The organism is Bifidobacterium aemilianum (assembly GCF_003315635.1).
Classification (GTDB): domain Bacteria; phylum Actinomycetota; class Actinomycetes; order Actinomycetales; family Bifidobacteriaceae; genus Bifidobacterium; species Bifidobacterium aemilianum.
The window spans coordinates 1-17819 of record NZ_PDCG01000001.1; the positions used below are offsets into that span (position 1 = coordinate 1).

The window sequence follows — 17819 nt, forward strand, 5'->3', positions numbered from 1 at the left end:
CGCATCACCTGCTTCGTTCACGATCTCGGAGTTGGGACATGCTGTATGTGTGTGCAGGGTGACGCGTGTCGCATGTTGGTGTCGTAGATTCGTGGTGGGTTGTGGAAGAAGAGGAAGGCAGACGAGGTAGCGTAGCGTACCGTGGGCGAGGAGATGACTATAAAGAGACCGCCACTGGTCAGCCCCTCTTACCCCCCCCCCACCTTCTGTCCGAAGTCCCTCATGACTTATCTCCTATTGAGGAATTTTGGACAGAATACGGCGAATAACGTCCGATATTCCTCATGAGCTTTTCCTCAGTGAGGAATTTCGGACAAACCAAGTTATTAGGTGAGCACCATGCTTGATCATCGGGTAGTTAAGCTCTCGAGCAGGATGGACAGTGGAGCCAACCCACCAAACGGAGGGGACGGTGAAAGCCGCCCACTAGAATTTATGGTTACAGCGCCCACATGCCTAGAACAGTCGGTTGGACCGGCCACAGGTCGGTTCTTGGAACCCACCCACCATAACGAGCAGAGGAACCCTCCACCATGGCAGACAGCGAGACCAGCCAACCATGTTGGACAGTGGCTCCGCCAACCACGTTGGACGGCAAGGGTGACCACCGGGAGAAGGGTGGGGTCAGGTTGGCGGGGATCAGGGTTGGAGGATGCGCTCTATGAGGGTGTCGTTGAGGAGACGGCCCTTTCGGGTGGGGACCAGATGATTGGCTTCCAGGGTGATGAGGCCCTCGAGATGAAGGCTACCGACCAGATCTGGGTCCACAGGGTGGCCTGAGGCCCGCTCCAGGGTGGCCAGGTCCAGACCCTCCCGCAACCGGAGCCCCAGCATGACGGTCTCCTCAAGATGCTCACTGGCCGAGATGGTCTCCAGGCCCTGCCAGGGGATGCAACCTGCTGAAATGGCCTGCCACCAGGCCTTGGGATGGGTCAGGTTCCAAGCCCTGATCTCCTGGGTCTGGCCAGCTGTGCCGATGAGCTTGTTGCCCCCTGCCGAGATCTGGCCAACCTGAGTCACCCCCAGCAGCTGGTCTGGGGATTCGGCCTTGCGAAAACCTTCAGTCTGGCTATTGGCTCCAGCCGCTCCCAACGTATGAGCCACCGGCCCCAGATTCACCCCCCGGTAGTGTGAGTGGGCACCGGGGCCAATACCGGCCCAGTCTATGTTCCGCCAGTAGCCCAGGTTATGTCGGCTCTCATAGCCAGGCCGGGCCCAGTTGGATATCTCATACCAGCCCAGGCCCGCCGCGGTCAGGAGCTCGTCGGCAAGATCATACTTGTCGGCTTCATCATCGTCATCCGGCTTGGGAAGGGTTCCGGCCGCAATCTGCCGACCCATCTTGGTCGTCGGTTCGACAGTCAGGGCGTATGCCGATATGTGGTTGACACCGAGATTGATGGCTGTTTCCAGGGATGTTCGCCAGTCCTCCAGGCTCTCCCCCGGCGCCCCGTAGATCAGGTCGACCGAGGATCGCAACCCGGCCCGGTCTGCGGCCTGGACGGCGGCGGAAACATTGGCGGGACTGTGGGTACGGTCCAGAACCCGCAGAACCTGGGGTACAGCCGACTGCATCCCCAGGGATATGCGGTTGAAGCCCCCATGGGCCAGCTGGTCGACATAGGCCTGGTCGACGGTGTCAGGGTTGGCTTCGGTGGTGATCTCCGCCCCCTGTTCTATACCCCAAAGGCGGCGAACGGCATCCAGCATGGCCACCAGATCCTGGGCTGGCAGCAGGGTCGGGGTGCCACCACCAAAGAAGACCGAGGAGGCAGGAGGCTCCACCAGTGCGTGCTCACGCTGCCAGGTCTTGAGCTCCTCCATCTCTCGGATCGCCATGGCCGCATAGTTGGCACGGCTGGCGCCCCCACCCAGGTCGACGCCCGTATAGGTGTTGAAATCACAATATCCGCAACGCCTGAGGCAAAAGGGCACGTGGATGTAGACCTCGAAAGGTCCGGCCTGCTCCCCCATCAGTTGGCGGACTTCTCCGCGGCCCGGATCTTGTCCTTGGTATCCCTGTCGATGCCCTCCTCGCCGGTGGTCAGGGCTGCGATGAAGGCCTCCTGGGGCACCTCCACATGTCCCAGCATCTTCATGCGCTTCTTACCGGCCTTCTGCTTCTCCAGCAGTTTTCTCTTTCTGGTGATGTCGCCGCCATAGCACTTGGCCAGCACGTCCTTACGCAGGGCCCGGATGTTCTCACGGGCGATGATCCGTGAGCCGATGGCCGCCTGGATGGGTATCTCGAACTGCTGGCGAGGAATGAGCTCACGAAGCTTCTTGGTCATCATGACCCCGTAGGAATAGGCCTTGTCACGGTGGACGATGGCCGAGAAGGCGTCGACCTTCTCCCCCTGGATGAGAATGTCGACTTTGACCAGGTCCGCGGTCTGCTCCCCATCCTCATGGTAGTCAAGCGAGGCGTAGCCCTTGGTGTGGCTCTTAAGCTGGTCAAAGAAGTCGAAGACGATCTCGGCCAGTGGGATCCGGTAGTGCATCTCCACCCGCTCGGTCGAGATGTACTCCATGGTGCCCATGACGCCACGGTGGTCCTGACACAGTTCCATGACGGCCCCGATGAACTCCTTGGGGGTGATGATGTCCGCGGCCACCATGGGCTCGACGATCTTCTTGACCTTCCCGTCGGGGAACTCGCTGGGATTGGTCACATGGTGCACTATCCCGTCCTCCGAAGTGACCTCGTAGGTCACATTGGGGGCGGTGGATATGAGGTCCAGACCGAACTCCCGGCTGAGGCGCTCGGAGACGATCTCCATATGCAGGAGGCCCAGGAAGCCGCAGCGGAATCCGAAGCCCAGGGCCACGGAGGTCTCGGGTTCATAAATCAGGGCCGCATCGTTGAGCTTGAGCTTGTCCAGGGCATCGCGCAGCTCGGGGAACTGGGCGTTGTCTATTGGGAACAGGCCGGCATAGACCATGGGATGGGGATCCCGGTAGCCGGGCAGGGCTTCCATGGCCGGGTGGACGGCCGTGGTGATGGTGTCGCCCACCTTGGACTGGCTGACATCCTTGGCACCAGTGATGACATAGCCGACCTCCCCGGCACCAAGGGCCTTGGTCGGGGTCATATCGGGACTGACCACGCCTATCTCTATGGGGTCATGGGTCATGCCGATGCCCATCATGTGAAGTTTCTCACGTGCCCTGAGTTCCCCATCCACCATGCGGATATAGGTCACGATGCCCCGGTAGGAGTCGTAGACGGAATCGAAGATCATGGCTCTGGCCGCACCCGAAGGGTCTCCGCTGGGAGCCGGTATCTCGGTGACGATCCGGTCCAGGAGCTCCTTGACACCCTCACCGGTCTTGCCAGACACACGCAGGACATCCTCCGGTTCACAGCCAATCAGGCCCGCTATCTCTTCGGCATGCTTGTCCGGCTCGGCGGAGGGCAGGTCAATCTTGTTGAGGACAGGGATGATGGTGAGGTCGTGGTCGATGGCCATATACAGGTTGGAGAGGGTCTGGGCCTCAATGCCCTGGGTGGCATCGACCAGTAGGACCGCCCCCTCGCAGGCGGCCAGGGCCCGCGATACCTCATAGGTGAAGTCGACGTGTCCGGGAGTGTCGATCATGCCCAGCGTGTATTCCGTGCCCTCGAAGACCCATGGCAGCCGCACCGCCTGGGACTTGATGGTGATGCCACGTTCCTGCTCGATGTCCATACGGTCCAGGAAGCGGTCGTGCATCTCCCGTGCCGGCACGATGCCTGAAAGCTGGAGGATACGGTCAGCCACAGTCGACTTGCCATGGTCGATGTGCGCGATGATGCAGAAGTTCCGAATCAACGATTGGTCCGTGAACCCTGGTTTGTTCTTCGCCTCAGTCACCGCGTGCCGCTCCTCTTCCGCTGCCTCCAGCGCACCTGGCTGACCGGAGTGGACCGGAAAGCCTTCACCATACTCTGGCTCCAGTCTAGCTGGTCCCCCCTCCCCAGCTTCATCCATGGTGTCACGCATGACCACCCGGATGGCAGGAGGCCATGGAACTTGTCACGGCTGGTCCGCCATGGCCAAAAGAACACCAATGGAACCCGTTCATCGACTCCTTGTGTTAGGATAACCGTTTGTATGTCCTTATAGAAAACGATGTTTGGAGTGAAAAGTGGCAAACATTAAGTCGCAGAAGAAGCGCGTGCTGACCAACGAGAAGGCGCACAGGCGCAACATGGCTGTGAAGTCCGGTCTCAAGACCGCCATCCGCGCCACCCGCAAGGCCATTGAGGAGGGCGACAAGGCAGCTGCCCAGGCCGCTTACGAGGTCGCCGCCCAGAGGCTTGACAAGGCCGCTGGCCGTGGCGTGATTCACAAGAACCAGGCCGCCAACCGCAAGTCCAGCTTGGCACTGGCCGTCAACGCCCTGTAAGTCCGGCTACTGACGGACTGAACAAGGTCTGCGAATCCCTAGCGATTCGCAGACCTTTTTTGTGGGATCACCTGGGTGGAGGGCCTTCCTCGAACCATGGAACCGCCCTGTTCCATCCTCCAGACTGGCTGATGGCCTAAAGCCAGCGAAAGTTGAGTCTAGCCCTCATCCGGAGCCCCTTGACTGCCAGAATCCCCCAGATCCGGGCGAATGACGGGCCTGCGCAAGTAAGGGGCTTGGGGCAGATGGGCCTGCTGGCGGGGCATGGCACGGGGAACCGTCCAATTGAATCGGACCGACAGGATCCGCAGGAGGACCACCAGCAAGACTATGCAGATGTCCAGCCCCATCTCCCAGCCGAAACCGATGACGCCGCGCTGGGCGGCCCGGGTGACGAACACCGTAAGCAGGCAACCGATCAAGGTGGGCACGGCGTACCAGTGGGGGTCGGCGATGACGGTGGAGACCTGGTTGAGTATCATATCCCGGATCAGCCCCCCACCCAAGGCCGTGGCCATACCCAGAAATATGGCGGTCATGCCGGAGGAGTGGTAGAGGAGGGCCTTGGCCGTCCCATTAACGGCAAAGAGACCGAGGGCAAAGGCATCAATCATGGTCATCGGCCATTCAAGCTCGGCCACCTCCGGGTGGATGAAGACCACGGCAAGGCTGGCCACCAGAGCGGTCACCACCATCCCCTTGTCGGAGATGCCCACGGGGGCGATGCCCAGGAGCACGTCGCGGATGACTCCCCCACCCAGGGCCGTAAGCCAGGAGGTGATGAGGATGGCAAAAAAATCGTAGCCCTTACGGATGGCTGTCAGGCCTCCGATGAGTCCCCAGCAGAAAATGGCTATATATTCTATGGAGATCAAAAAGGCATTACTCTCCAACGCCACCTGCCGCATGGCCCTTCCCTTCTCTTCCCAGCTCTTCCGCCGCCTCCCCGGCCTTAAAGGCTGGCCATGGGGAAAGCGGCTTCAATTGATCCGACCCTTAGCCTAGTCTGACCCATCGGCCCACGCCAGGCATAGGGAAAGCCCGGGTCTGGCCACTGCCATACCCGGGCTTGCACAGGTCCTCTTGTCGCTCAGCCGGGCTTGCCCTCAGACAAAGCCCGGCGAACAGGGCAGACCGCAGCCTGCCAGAGCCTCAGCAGACCTTCCACATCCAGTCATGCCTATCCTCGACCTCACCCATCTGAATGCCCAGGAGCTCTTCGCGCAGCTTCAGGGTCAGCTCACCGGACTGCTCGTCGGCAACAGGCAGGTCGAAGCTCTCGGACTTGAAGCGGCCGATGGGGGTGATGATGGCGGCGGTACCGCAGGCGAACACCTCGGTGACCTCGCCGGACCTGATGTCCTCCAGGAGGTCATCCAGCTTTATCATGGTCTCGACCACATCACGGCCCTGGTCCTTGCAGAGCTGGATGAGGGAACGACGGGTGACACCGGGCAGGATGTTGCCGGTCAGGGATGGGGTCTCCAGGTGACCGTCCTTGTGGACGACGAACATGTTCATGCCGCCCAGTTCCTCAAGGTAGGTCTTGGTGGCCGCGTCAACAAAGCAGACCTGCTGGCAGCCGTTCTCGACTCCCCGATACTCGCCCAGGAGGGAGGCCGCATAGTTGCCGCCACACTTGGCGAAGCCGGTGCCGCCGGGGCCCGTGCGGAACCACTTGTCCTCCACCCAGATGTTCACGGGCTTGATGCCTCCGGGGAAGTAGGGGCCAGATGGGGAGGCGATCACGCAGTAGTCCACCTCTTCGGGAGCCCGCACACCCAGAAAGGCCTCGGAGGCGAACATGAAGGGCCTCATGTAGAGCGTATATTCGCGGCGGGAGGGCACCCAGTCGACATCCTTCCTGATGAGTGCCGCCACAGAACCGATGAAGTCATCCGTGGACAGCTCAGGCAGGTACATGCGCTTGGCAGAGTTCTGGAAACGTTCGGCGTTGGCGTCCGGGCGGAAGATCCATGTGGAGCCGTCGCTGTGGCGGTAGGCCTTGAGACCCTCGAAGCACTCCTGGGCGTAATGCAGCACCGAGGCTCCCGGGTTCATGTTCAGCGGACCATAGGGTTCGATGCGCCTGTCGGACCAACCCTGGTCCTTGGTCCAGCTGATACGAGCCATACTGTCCGAGAAGACCTGCCCGAAGGCCGGCTTGTCAATCATCTCCTTGCGGGTGGCATCGGGAACCAGGTGCTCATTGGAGAGGACCGTGAACTGACCGGACAATTGATCGAGTGCTGACGGATCGTGATGTGATGATGCTGTCATTGTCTGCTTCTTCTCGTGGTGGCCGCTGGGCGGCCTTACTGCTATCGCTGGGAACCCTTGCTTGTGGCTTGGTGTATGTCCATACTGTTCCACAAGACGGGATTATGAGTCTTAAATGGTTCACATTATGAAAAGGCTGTGAGCTTGAAAGCCTGACATGGCCCGGTCACCGTAGCTGCAGGAGAGGCCTGGCGGCTGGCCTACCAAGAGATAGCATACGACGGGCCGTACGCCCTTGCTCCCCCTGGGGGAACCAGGCATACGGTCCGTCGTCGTAAGCGGTTCATGGCCGGCCGCGGTAGTCGGCCACTGGTCTCCCCCTGCCCTCAGGGGCAAGGGGATGGGTCGGGCTACTTGGACTCGGAGTCGGCGGCGTCGGCAGCCGGTGCGGCCTCGCCCTCGGCGGGAGCTGCCTGGTCGGCACCCTCAGCGGACTCAGCGGTGGTGGCGGTGGCATCCTCAGGCACCTCGACCGAGACCACGGACTCGTCCATATTGTCCTCAACGAACTCAGCGCCACCCTCCAGCTTGAGGTCCTTGAGGAAGACCTTGTCGCCGTCGGCCAGTCCATCGACGGAGACCACGATGCGCTCTGGCAGGTTGGAGACATCGGCCTTGACATTGAGCTCCTGAATATCGACGAAGGCCACTGCGGCTCCCTTGGGCGTACCCTCAACGAAGACGGGCACGGTGACCTCTATCTTCTCGCCAGCCTTGACCTCGTAGAAGTCGACGTGCTCGATGATGCGCTTGACAGGGTTGCGCTGAACGTCCTTGACGACGGCCATCTTGGATTCCTTGCCAAAGGCGATGGTGAAGAGCGCATTCTTACGGCGCATGGCCAGGGTGGTCTCCTTCATGGGGAGCTTGATGAAGGCGGGGTCGCTGCCACCGGCATAGATGGTGGCTGGAATCAACTTGTCAACGCGCATGCGGCGGGCAGCGCCCTTGCCGAACTCATCGCGGATTTCACCCTTGAGTTCAATGGTGTTTGCCATGGTATTCTCCTTGCATTCTCACAGATGACGGGCTTGCCCCACCCTCTGCATGTCATGTTGTTTCGGCGCGCCGACACGCCGTGAGATACCAGAACGATATAGCCACAGCTCAGTCGATTACGGAACTCGCGTTCCCTCGCCAAAGCGCCCGGGCGGGTTGGCGGCGAATGCGCACCATCCATGCCCAAGAAAGCAACAGTTTTCATTCTAACCCATTAGGCGACAAGAAGACAAGAAGGGACCGGGTGGAGGCGACTTACTCCCACCCGGACCCCAAGGGCCGCCCTTAGGACAGCAGCTCCTTGACAGCGGCGATGACGGCCTGGAGGCTTGCCTTGGCATCACCAAAGAGCATCTGGGTGTTGTCGGTGAAGTAGAGCTCGTTCTCGATGCCGGCGTAGCCCTTGCCGCGTCCGCGCTTCATGACGACCACATGCTCGGCCTTGTCCACATCCAGGATGGGCATACCGGACACGGCGGTGCCGGGCCGGCGGGCGGCGGGGTTGGTCACGTCGTTGGCTCCCACCACCAGGGCCAGGTTGGTTGAGGGGAACTGGGGGTTGATGTCATCCAAGTCGACCAGCTCTTCATAGGGGACGTTGGCCTCGGCCAGGAGCACATTCATATGCCCCGGCATGCGGCCGGCGACCGGGTGGATGGCATAGGACACCTCCACACCGCGCCCCTTGAGGAGGTCACCCAGGTCAGCCAGCTCCCGCTGGGCCTGGGCCTGGGCCAGACCGAAACCTGGCACGAAGATGACCTTTTGCGCGTAGACAAGCTGCACAGCCAAATCATCAGGACTGGTCTCTTTCACGGATCCCTGGGTGCCCTGCTCAGCGGCACCGGAGGATACGGCCCCACCGAAGCCACCGGCCAACACGCTCAGGAGTGGGCGGTTCATGGCCTGGGCCATGAGCACCGACAGGGTCACACCAGCGGCTGCGACCAAGGCACCGGCCACTATCAGGGCCACATTGTCGATGGCCAGGCCATTCATGGCCACAGCCGTTCCCGTGCAGGCATTGAGCACGGAGATGACGACGGGCATGTCAGCCCCACCGATCGGAATGACGAAGACCAGGCCGTAGACCAGGGCGAACAGGGCGGTCAAGAGGCTCCAGAGCACCCGGGATTCAGGGTTGACACAGAGCATGATGAAGGAGCCTATGGTCAGCAGGATGAAGAGGACGTTCCAGACGGCCTTGGCGGGCAGGTTCAGCTTCTTGACGACAGCGATCCCCTGCAGCTTACCGGCGGCGACCAGGGAGCCGGTAAAGGTCACCGACCCGATGACCACGCCTAGCCCCGCGGTGATCAGGACCACCAGGGAGGGCGTGTGCACCGAGGCGAGGATGTCGTTGAGGGCGACCAGAGCCGCCGCCCCACCACCGACCGTGTTGAACACGGACACCAGCTGGGGCATATCGGTCATCTTGACCTTCTTGGCCGAGACCACACCGGCAACGGCACCAATCAGGATGCCGGCGATGAGCAGCACCACAGCGACCACGGACACGAATCCGTCCACGAAGAGCTTGACCAGGGCCATAAGCACGGCGCATACCATACCGGAGGCGGAGATCTGGTTGCCACGACGGGCGGTCTTGGGTGAGTTCATATAGTGCAGTCCGACCACGAAAAGCACCGCGGCGAAGAGATAGACGAACCAGGCGACTATATCGAGCGTGCTGACCATCTGGCTCACTTCGATGCCCCCTCGCCCTCATCGGCAACAGCCGGTTCCTTGGAAGCCTTGCCAGGCTTGGATGATTTGAACATTTCCAGCATCCGGTCGGTGACCACATAGCCACCCACCACGTTCATGGTCCCCAGGACCGCCGCCAGGAAGATGAGAATATACGACAAGGGCATATCGGCGGTTGCGGCCACAATGACAACACCCACGAGGACGATGCCGTGGATGGAATTGGCGCCGGACATGAGCGGTGTGTGGAGGGTGGCCGGCACCTTGCCGATGACCTCGACACCAATCAAAAGCGCCAACACAAACAGGGTGATTGATACCACAAGTGTGCTCATCTTACTTCTCCTCACTTCCAGCAGCGGGGGCAGGCTCTTGCCCACAACCCGCCACGACCAGGGCCTGGTCAAGTTCATCGGTCATGTCCAGGCTCAGGCGGCCCTGGCGCAGAAAATGGGCCAGGGTGTCGGCCAGGTTCCGGGCCAGTAGGTTGGAGGCCGTGGTGGCCACCTGACTGGGCAGATTCGGGGCGCCGATGATCCTGACACCGCCTTGCGTGGTGAAGGAGCCCACCCGGGACCCCTCCACATTGCCGCCCAAGTCGCTTGCCGCGCAATCGACCACCACTGCACCCGGATGGAGGTTGGAGACACCGGCCTGGGTGAGCAGGACCGGGGGCTTGCGGCCTGGAACCTTGGCCGTGGTGATGACGATGTCGAAGTCGGCGGCCTTGCCGTCCACAGCCGCCTGCTGGGCGGACTGCTCCTGCACGGTGAGCTGGCGCGCATAGCCTCCCTCTCCCTGCCCCTGTGAGAAGTCAAGTCCCAGATCGAGGAACTTGCCACCCAGGGATTCGACCTCCCCACGGGAGGCGGGCCGCACGTCGTAGGCGGTGACGACGGCTCCAAGCCGTTTGGCGGTGCCGATGGCCTGGAGTCCCGCGATGCCCGCACCCAGCACCAGGACCTTGGCCGGCCGGATGGTGCCTGCAGCCGTGGTCATCATGGGCAGGAAGGAACCATACTCGTTGGCAGCCAGCAGGACGGCCTTGTAACCCATGACGGAATTCTGTGAACTCATCTCATCCATGGATTGAGCCGAGCTGAGTTGCCTGGGCAGGCGTTCCATGGCCAGGCCCACAAGACCAGCCCCTTCAAGCTCCTGCAGATAATCCGGATCGGTCAAGGAGGCCAACATACCCAGCACCCAGGTTCCCGGCCTTATGGCCTTGATGAGTTCGGATGAAGGCCGGTCTATGAACCCCAGGGCATCGATCTGGTCCAGGATCTCCTGGCGGGCGCAGACCTGGGCACCGGCCTTCCGGTAGTCCTCATCCCGGTAGGAGGCGGCAACCCCGGCTCCTTCCTGGACCATGCAGGTCACCCCAAGCTTGGCCAGGCGGGTGGCCATATCCGGTGTCAGCGCGACACGTGACTCCATCCGCGAAGTCTCATCGAGGACACCGAAGCGAACACCCCCTTCGCGACCATGACCGCCATCATCGCCGGCAGTATCCATGTGCATAGCCATGCTTCCCTTCTTTGGTCTTCCAGCACTTGCTGACACTGATAGACGTCACTCGTCTCCCAGCAAGTTTACCCCACCGGCAAGGCCACCTTGCATGGATCCGAACTATAGATCCAATGAGTCAACTAGTCCCCAATGGGCAGGTCGACTGGCTGCTGCGACCTGGGCCACCCCAATGGGACCGCACACACCGGAACCCAACACTCCCTAGGTCTTTCCTACGCTACCGTAAGGTGACGGGCGGTTGGCAAACGGATAATATGGGTATATTTACTGCTGCATACAGCTCACACATGGCCAAGGAGTATTACGTGTCTGTCTTCACCTCTGTTCAAGAGCAAGCCCTGAATCTTACCAAGCAGGCCTTGCGGCTTGGAGGTAATGTCGTCCACCCCATCCAGGACAGGGCCCCGGATAGTCCCGACTGCGAGCCCAGCGACCGGAACGTGCTTGACCAGGGCATTGACCTACCCAACAGCCACGAGTGGGGGCCCGGCTTCCCCACCAGCACCTTCGTGGACCCGGAGAGCGGCCTGCTGACCAGCACCACGGCCGGCATCCCTCCCATCGACGACTCCATGACCATTTACGACCTCTACGCCCAGCGCGCGGAACGGATGGGAGACGATCCCCTCTACACCTACAAGGACGGCAAGGAATGGGTCACCAAGACCGCCAACGAGTTCCTGGCCGAAGCGCGGGCCGTGGCCAAGGGTCTGATCCAGTCAGGCATCAAGAAAGGCGACGCGATCGCCTTCATGTGCCGCACCTCCTACGACTGGGATCTCATTGATGCCGCCGTGATGTCATGCGGGGCGGTTCTGGCCACCATCTACGACACCGATTCAGCCGAGCAGATCCGCAACATCGTCAACAACTCCGATGCCAAGCTCCTTGTGGTGGAAACCCGCCTGATGCGTGAACAGGCCGAGGGCGCCGAGGACGACTGCCCGACCCTGGAACGTATCATGTGCCTGGAAAACGGGGCTGTGGACGAACTCAAGGCCTATGGCAGTGTGGTGAGTGACGAAAAACTGGACGAGCGGATTGCCACGGTGCACAAGACCGACCTCTGCTCCATCGTCTACACCTCCGGATCCACAGCGGCTCCCAAGGGCGTGGAGATGACCCACGAGCACTACTGCCTGACCGCCCTCAACCTCCGTGCCTACATGCCTGAGCTCCTGAGTTCCAAGAACGATTCGGTTCTGCTCTTCCTGCCCCAGGCCCATACCTTCGCCAGGGCCGTCAATTACATCGTGGTGGCCTCGGACCTGCGCATCTTCATCGCCCAGGGCATCAAAACCCTGATCACGGACCTGCAGGTGGCCAAGCCCTCGATCATGATCGTGGTCCCCCGTGTCTTGGAGAAGGTCTACAACGCCGCCTCGCAAAAGGCGGGACACGGAACCAGGGGCATGACCTTCGCGGGCGCTGTGGTCGCCGCGCAGAACTACATGAAGGAGCTAAGCTCCACCGGCAGGGTGACATGGGGAACACGGACCAGGCATGCCGTCTTCGACCCTATCGTCTACAAATCCCTGCGGCTCTTCCTGGGCGGGCGGTCCAAGTGGATCGTCGCGGGTGGCGCCCCCCTGGACCCCGACCTGCTGGCCTTTTTCCGGGGAGCCAACATTCCCGCATACGAGGGCTACGGGCTGACCGAGACCACGGCCCCCTGCGCCTTCAATCCCCTGGGAACCCCTTTCCATGAGGGCTCGGTGGGCATTCCCTTCCCGGGTTTCACCATCCGTATCGCCAAGGATGGGGAGATTCAGATCAAGGGTACCGGTGTCTTCCACCGGTACCACAAGAACGATGATGCCACCGAGACCGCCTTCACTCCCGACGGCTGGTATGCCACCGGCGACCTGGGGCGGTTGAGCCGCGAGGGCTTCCTCTACATCACCGGCAGGAAAAAGGACCTGATCATCACCGCAGGTGGCAAGAACGTTGCCCCAGGCCCCATCGAAGAGATCATCCAGCGTTGCCAGTTCGTCTCCCAGGCACTGGTGCTGGGCGATAAGCGCCCATTCATCTCAGCCCTGGTGACCCTTGATGAGGATGCCCTACGCTCCTGGCTGGAGGCCAAGGGTCTGGATTCCCTTATGCCCCTGGAGGAGGCCGCCAACAACGCGGCTGTTCGCGCTGAGGTCCAGGAGTACGTCGACCTGGCCAACGAGGGGGTCTCGCGGGCTGAATCGGTGCGCAAGTTCATCATCCTGCCCGAGGAGTTCACCCAGGAGAACGGTCTGCTGACCGCTTCCATGAAGGTCATCCGCCCCAAGGTCATCGCCAGCTACACCGACATGCTGAACACGCAGATGTACACGGGCAAGCGCAAGTAACCCACAGGCTATCGCGGCCTATCGGCGAGGGCCGCAATACAACACAGGGGCCTGCTGACACCAGAATGTCAGCAGGCCTCTCTTGCATCCAGGGCTCTTTAGCCGTCAGAAGCCCAGTCTGTCCAACTGCTTGGGGTCAGACTGCCAGCCCTTGGCCACCTTGACATGCAGGTCCAGGCTGGCCTTCTGCCCCATAATCCTATTGATGGGGGTCCGCAGGCGCTTCTTGACCTTGACCAGGTGCTCGGCCCTATGGCCGATGATGATGGGCTTCTGGGAATCGCGCTCCACATAGATCGAGACCAGGACACGGGCCTTGGCCGCGGCTGCCAGCTGCGGACTGACAGACTTGCCCTTGCCGCCTGCCTTGGCAAGCTGGGCCATGGCTTCGGGGTTAGGAGGTTCGATGCCGTCCACGACCACGGCCAGGGAGTGGGGCAGCTCGTCGTCCAGCTCCTCAAGGAAGGCCCCACGGATGAGCTCGGCTATGGTCGCCTCGGGGCTCTCCTCGCTCACCTGGTTGGCTGGGTACATCTGGGGGCCTTCGGGCAGGTTCTCGATGAGGACCCGCTGAAGCTCGCTCAGATTGTCATCCTCACGTGCACTGACCGGCACCAGGTCGGTGAAGTCGGCGAATTCGTTGATCTCAATCATCTTGGCCACCAGCTGCTGGCGGTTAAGGCAGTCGATCTTGGTGACGATGGCCAGCAGGGGCACCCTCCACTGCCAGCTCCCGTCATCGCGCTTGCTGGCGAACTGGGAACGCAGGCGGCTGAGAATCCTACGGTCACCTGGGCCTATCTCCTGATCTGCCGGCAGGAGGAAGGCTATCTCGTCAACATCCGAGAGGGACTCGTCCACAATGTCGTTGAGCCGCTGCCCCAGGAGGGTTCGGGGCCTGTGGATGCCCGGGGTGTCGACCAGGACCATCTGGGCATGGTCCGTGGTCAGGATGCCACGGATGGCCTTCCTGGTGGTTTCGGGCCGGGAGGAGGCGATGGCGATCTGCGTTCCCACCAAAGCGTTGATAAGCGTTGACTTGCCGACATTGGGACGGCCGACGACGGCCACGAAGCCCGACCTGTAGCCTTCCAGATCCTGACGTCCCAGGTCATGGATCGACTCCTGGCAGGCCTGCGAGCGCGCAGACCCCACATTGTGATGATCCTGGCCTGATTCCTGGCCCATGTCCTGCTTCTGGTCATTCATGTCCTGGTTCTTATCTCCATTCTTGCCCCTCGCTGGCGGGGAAGGACTTCCCGGCACCTACAGCGTCAGCCACTGATGCTCAACACGTGCTGCTGGTATCCATGGTCTCATTATGACTGGAATTTGCGACTGTCCCGCCGGGGCGGACCCGACAAGCCTGTGCCAGCTATGGCTGACCGTCCACTGGCAGCTGCGGACCACAAGATCCTATCCCTATTCCTCCACTGAGTCATCAGCTCGGTCAGAGTCGGCGCCATGCTGCATGTCGTCATCCTCTCCGGTCAGATCGTCGGCCTGGGCCGGTTCGACCTCTATGGTCGACACCTTCTTGCGGCGGCCGGCGGAATCGACGGCGGTCAACCTCAAGCCACGGGTCACCGCACTCATGCCGACGATCGGCACCCTACCCAGCAGCTTGGTCAGCAGGCCATAGATGGTATCGACATCGTCCTCGTCGATGTCGACCTCAAAGATGTCCTCCAGGTCGTTGATGGTCGTCCTGGCAGGCATCTTCCACTTGTACGGCCCTATCTGCTCGGGTTCGGCATGCTGGGTACGGTCGTGCTCATCCTCCATCTCGCCGACGATCTGCTCCAGGGCGTCCTCGATGGTGACCAGGCCCGCTATGCCTCCGTATTCGTCGACGACCACGGCCACATGCTGCCGGGTCCGCTGCATCTGGTGGAAGAGGTCGTCCACCGGCTTGGACTCAGGAACCAGCATAGGCTGACGGCAGATGCTGGAGACTGGCCTATCGGAGGCCTGGGGGTTAAAGGCGGTGGCCCGTACGGCATCCTTGAGGTAGGCCACGCCGATCAGGTCGTCCACATCCTCACCGATGACTGGAATCCTGGAGAAACCGGACCGGGAGCACAGCTTGAGCAGGTCGGACAGGGACTCGGTCTGCTCGATGCAGATCATATCGGTCCTTGGCACCATGATCTCACGGGTCAGGGTCTCTGAGAGGGTCAGCACATTGCGCAGCATTTCGGAGACTTCAGAATCGAAATCGTTGGCCTCCACCAGACGGTCTATAGTGGCCCGCCCCTGCTCCAGTTGGATTTTCTCCAGTTCCTCATCGTCAGAGAGTTCCTCCTGCCCCTTGCGTGACTTGGAGGAATGCTGCCCTTCCTTGACGGTGGCAAAGGGGGTGAGCCGGACGGCCAGGGCGATCAGCCTGGCATGGCGGAGCATGACCTCTACCGGGCGGTTGTTGGACGAGGAAGAGCGACGGACCAGAATAGATATGACGGCCACCAGCACTGCCCCAAGAAGACCGATGAGGAGCACGGCCCACAGGGGGCCTTGGCCGAGAAAGGCGATGCAGGCGAACAAGACCCCATCGAACACGTTCGACAGGATCCGGAAGAAGACGCAGGAGCCGGAGGTGGCGAAACGGTCGCCAATGAGCTCCTGAACCTTCTGGACCTTGCGTATCTTCTTGACTTTGGTGAAGCGGCTGGTCTCAGTATCGGTCTGAATTTCAAGGATGAGATTGTTGAGGCTGGCCCGTGTGACCCTTGAGACCGCCCGCTCAGTGGCCGCCAGGGTCAGGGAGAACCAGACCAGCAGCAAGGCCGCCAGGGTCAGGCCTGTCAAGGCCAGGGCTTGTAGCACAGTGGATGTCAGCATGGGAGATCAGTCCTCATTACGATGCCCACGCTCATATGCCTCCAAGGCATCAGGAGACCCGGCGGGCAGTTGGGCCTGGCTGATGGGGTCCTGACGGGCCGCGTAGTAGGTGAGCAGGAGCTGGCGTTGAAGCCCGAACATCTGCCGTTCCTCCTGGGGGTCGACATGGTCATATCCCAGGAGATGAAGGATGCCGTGGATGGTCAGGAGCAGCATCTCCTCCATGGTGGAGTGGCCAGCTGCAGCAGCCTGCTGTGCCGCCACCCAGGGACAGATCACCAGGTCACCCAGTATTCCCTCCATGACCTTGCCGCCCTCACCTGGGCGCAGTTCGTCCATGGGGAAGCTCATCACATCGGTGGGACCCTTGAGGTTCATCCAACGCTCATGGAGCTCCGCGATGGGTTCGGGGTCCACAAAGATAATGGTCAGGTCCGAGGCTGTGGACACCTTCATCTGCGAGAGGACCCATAGGCCCATATCGGAGAAGACCTTGGGGTCAATGTCCCAGACGGTCTCGTTGGTCACTTCGACGCTCATGAACGCTCGCCTCCCTGCCCATGATCCCCACCGGCTGAGCTATCCCGGCGGTCACCCCGGACCGCATCATGCCGGTCGTAGGCTTCGACGATGCGGCCCACCAGCTGGTGCCGGACTACATCATCGGCATCCAGATGGGCGAAGGCGATGTCATCTATGCCACCCAGAATTCGCTCGATGGTGGCCAGTCCCGAGCGGGGGACGGCCAGGTCCACCTGGGATATGTCTCCCGTGATGACCATTCGGGTGTTGAACCCCAGGCGAGTCAGAAACATCTTCATCTGCTGCTCGGTGGTGTTCTGGGCCTCGTCGAGTATCACGAAGGCATCGTTGAGGGTTCTGCCGCGCATATAGGCCAGGGGGGCCACCTCGATGCTGCAATCCTCCATGTAGCGGTGGAGCTGGCTGGCTCCCAGCATGTCCGACAGGGCATCGTAGAGGGGGCGCAGGTAGGGGTCGACCTTCTCGTTGAGGGTGCCAGGCAGGAAACCCAGGCTCTCCCCCGCCTCAACGGCTGGCCTGGTGAGTATGATCCGGCTGACCTGGCCCCGCCGAAAAGCCTGTACAGCCTTGGCCACAGCCAGATAGGTCTTGCCAGTGCCGGCCGGTCCTATGGCGAAGGTGATGGTATGGCCTTCGATGTCGTTGACATAGGAAATCTGCCCGGCTGTCTTTGGTCTGACGGGCTTGCCTGCAGCCAGCACGATCACCCCGGGAATCCTTGGCTTGGTCCGAGAGAATGCCTGGCTCTGCCCCTGCCCACCTTGACCCAAGAGATCTGACGGGCTTGCCTGCCCAAGGATCGAGCTGTCACTGCCATATCGTGACTTGCCCTGCTCCCGGACACGGACATCATTGCGCAGCACCTGCCGGTCCAGCATACGCCTGACCGTCGAAGCGTCAAGGGGAGCCTCGTAGGCGTTCTCCACCAGGCTCCTGACCAGGGCCTCGGCCTGGTCGGCCAAACCCTCCTCCCGCTTGCTGTGGGCGATGATGCTGATTCTGTTGCCCCTCACACTGATGTTGAGGTCGGAGAATTGGCGTTCGACCTCCCTGATGACCTGGTCCTCGGGGCCGAAGACCGCCAAGGGGTCCAACTCGTCGGGAACGATGATGATACGTGTGCTAGTAGCCAAAGAAACCTTACTTATCTGAACTGTCAGGGATGTGCGGCAGCCCATGAGGAGGGCC

Annotated in this window: 14 protein-coding genes; 2 read left to right on the forward strand and 12 right to left on the reverse strand. The window is 61.4% G+C overall.

Annotated elements, in window-relative coordinates; genetic code table 11:
• Nucleotides 1-639 precede the first annotated feature (639 nt).
• Both hemW and lepA read right to left on the reverse strand, forming a co-directional pair.
• Nucleotides 640-1974, reverse strand: a complete 1335-nt coding sequence (hemW, locus tag CRD60_RS00005) for a radical SAM family heme chaperone HemW (protein WP_113859288.1) — start codon at nucleotides 1972-1974, stop codon at nucleotides 640-642.
• Nucleotides 1974-3854 carry a translation elongation factor 4 gene (lepA, locus tag CRD60_RS00010; RefSeq protein ID WP_113859289.1) on the reverse strand — a complete coding sequence of 627 codons (1881 nt, stop codon included), beginning with the start codon at nucleotides 3852-3854 and terminating at the stop codon, nucleotides 1974-1976. Before lepA ends, hemW begins: the two co-directional genes overlap by 1 nt.
• A 274-nt stretch (nucleotides 3855-4128) precedes the next feature.
• On the opposite strand from lepA, the gene rpsT reads away from it, so the two are divergent.
• Nucleotides 4129-4389, forward strand: a complete 261-nt coding sequence (rpsT, locus tag CRD60_RS00020) for a 30S ribosomal protein S20 (protein WP_113859291.1) — start codon at nucleotides 4129-4131, stop codon at nucleotides 4387-4389.
• A gap of 158 nt (nucleotides 4390-4547) precedes the next feature.
• Here the strand turns inward: rpsT and CRD60_RS00025 are convergent, their stop codons facing one another.
• From CRD60_RS00025 to CRD60_RS00050, 6 genes are all read right to left on the reverse strand, one after another.
• Nucleotides 4548-5297: a trimeric intracellular cation channel family protein gene (locus CRD60_RS00025; RefSeq protein ID WP_113859292.1), complete on the reverse strand. Its 750-nt coding sequence runs from the start codon at nucleotides 5295-5297 to the stop codon at nucleotides 4548-4550.
• A gap of 244 nt (nucleotides 5298-5541) precedes the next feature.
• Nucleotides 5542-6669: a branched-chain amino acid aminotransferase gene (locus CRD60_RS00030; RefSeq protein ID WP_113859293.1), complete on the reverse strand. Its 1128-nt coding sequence runs from the start codon at nucleotides 6667-6669 to the stop codon at nucleotides 5542-5544.
• A 350-nt stretch (nucleotides 6670-7019) separates the two neighbouring features.
• Nucleotides 7020-7667 (reverse strand): 50S ribosomal protein L25/general stress protein Ctc, encoded by a 648-nt coding sequence (locus tag CRD60_RS00035; RefSeq protein ID WP_113859294.1) that lies wholly within the window; start codon nucleotides 7665-7667, stop codon nucleotides 7020-7022.
• A gap of 286 nt (nucleotides 7668-7953) precedes the next feature.
• Nucleotides 7954-9366: an NAD(P)(+) transhydrogenase (Re/Si-specific) subunit beta gene (locus CRD60_RS00040; protein WP_113859618.1), complete on the reverse strand. Its 1413-nt coding sequence runs from the start codon at nucleotides 9364-9366 to the stop codon at nucleotides 7954-7956.
• A 5-nt stretch (nucleotides 9367-9371) separates the two neighbouring features.
• On the reverse strand, nucleotides 9372-9710 hold the full coding sequence (locus CRD60_RS00045) for an NAD(P) transhydrogenase subunit alpha (protein ID WP_113859295.1): 339 nt from the start codon (nucleotides 9708-9710) through the stop codon (nucleotides 9372-9374).
• 1 nt (nucleotide 9711) lies between these two features.
• Complete coding sequence (locus CRD60_RS00050; protein WP_236630770.1) at nucleotides 9712-10896, reverse strand: NAD(P) transhydrogenase subunit alpha; 1185 nt, start codon at nucleotides 10894-10896, stop codon at nucleotides 9712-9714.
• Between the two features lie 314 nt (nucleotides 10897-11210).
• Between CRD60_RS00050 and CRD60_RS00055 the strand changes: the two genes are divergently transcribed.
• Nucleotides 11211-13247: an AMP-dependent synthetase/ligase gene (locus CRD60_RS00055; protein WP_407923145.1), complete on the forward strand. Its 2037-nt coding sequence runs from the start codon at nucleotides 11211-11213 to the stop codon at nucleotides 13245-13247.
• A gap of 105 nt (nucleotides 13248-13352) precedes the next feature.
• On the opposite strand, the gene era is transcribed toward CRD60_RS00055, so the two are convergent.
• The 4 genes from era to CRD60_RS00075 form a co-directional block, all read right to left on the reverse strand.
• Nucleotides 13353-14366, reverse strand: a complete 1014-nt coding sequence (gene era, locus CRD60_RS00060; RefSeq protein ID WP_330848972.1) for a GTPase Era — start codon at nucleotides 14364-14366, stop codon at nucleotides 13353-13355.
• Between the two features lie 303 nt (nucleotides 14367-14669).
• The gene (locus CRD60_RS00065) at nucleotides 14670-16088 is read right to left on the reverse strand and encodes a hemolysin family protein (protein WP_113859298.1); all 1419 of its coding nucleotides are present in this window, start codon (nucleotides 16086-16088) and stop codon (nucleotides 14670-14672) included.
• A gap of 6 nt (nucleotides 16089-16094) precedes the next feature.
• Nucleotides 16095-16628 (reverse strand): rRNA maturation RNase YbeY, encoded by a 534-nt coding sequence (gene ybeY / locus CRD60_RS00070; protein ID WP_113859299.1) that lies wholly within the window; start codon nucleotides 16626-16628, stop codon nucleotides 16095-16097.
• Nucleotides 16625-17764: a PhoH family protein gene (locus CRD60_RS00075; protein ID WP_113859300.1), complete on the reverse strand. Its 1140-nt coding sequence runs from the start codon at nucleotides 17762-17764 to the stop codon at nucleotides 16625-16627. Before CRD60_RS00075 ends, ybeY begins: the two co-directional genes overlap by 4 nt.
• Nucleotides 17765-17819 lie beyond the last annotated feature (55 nt).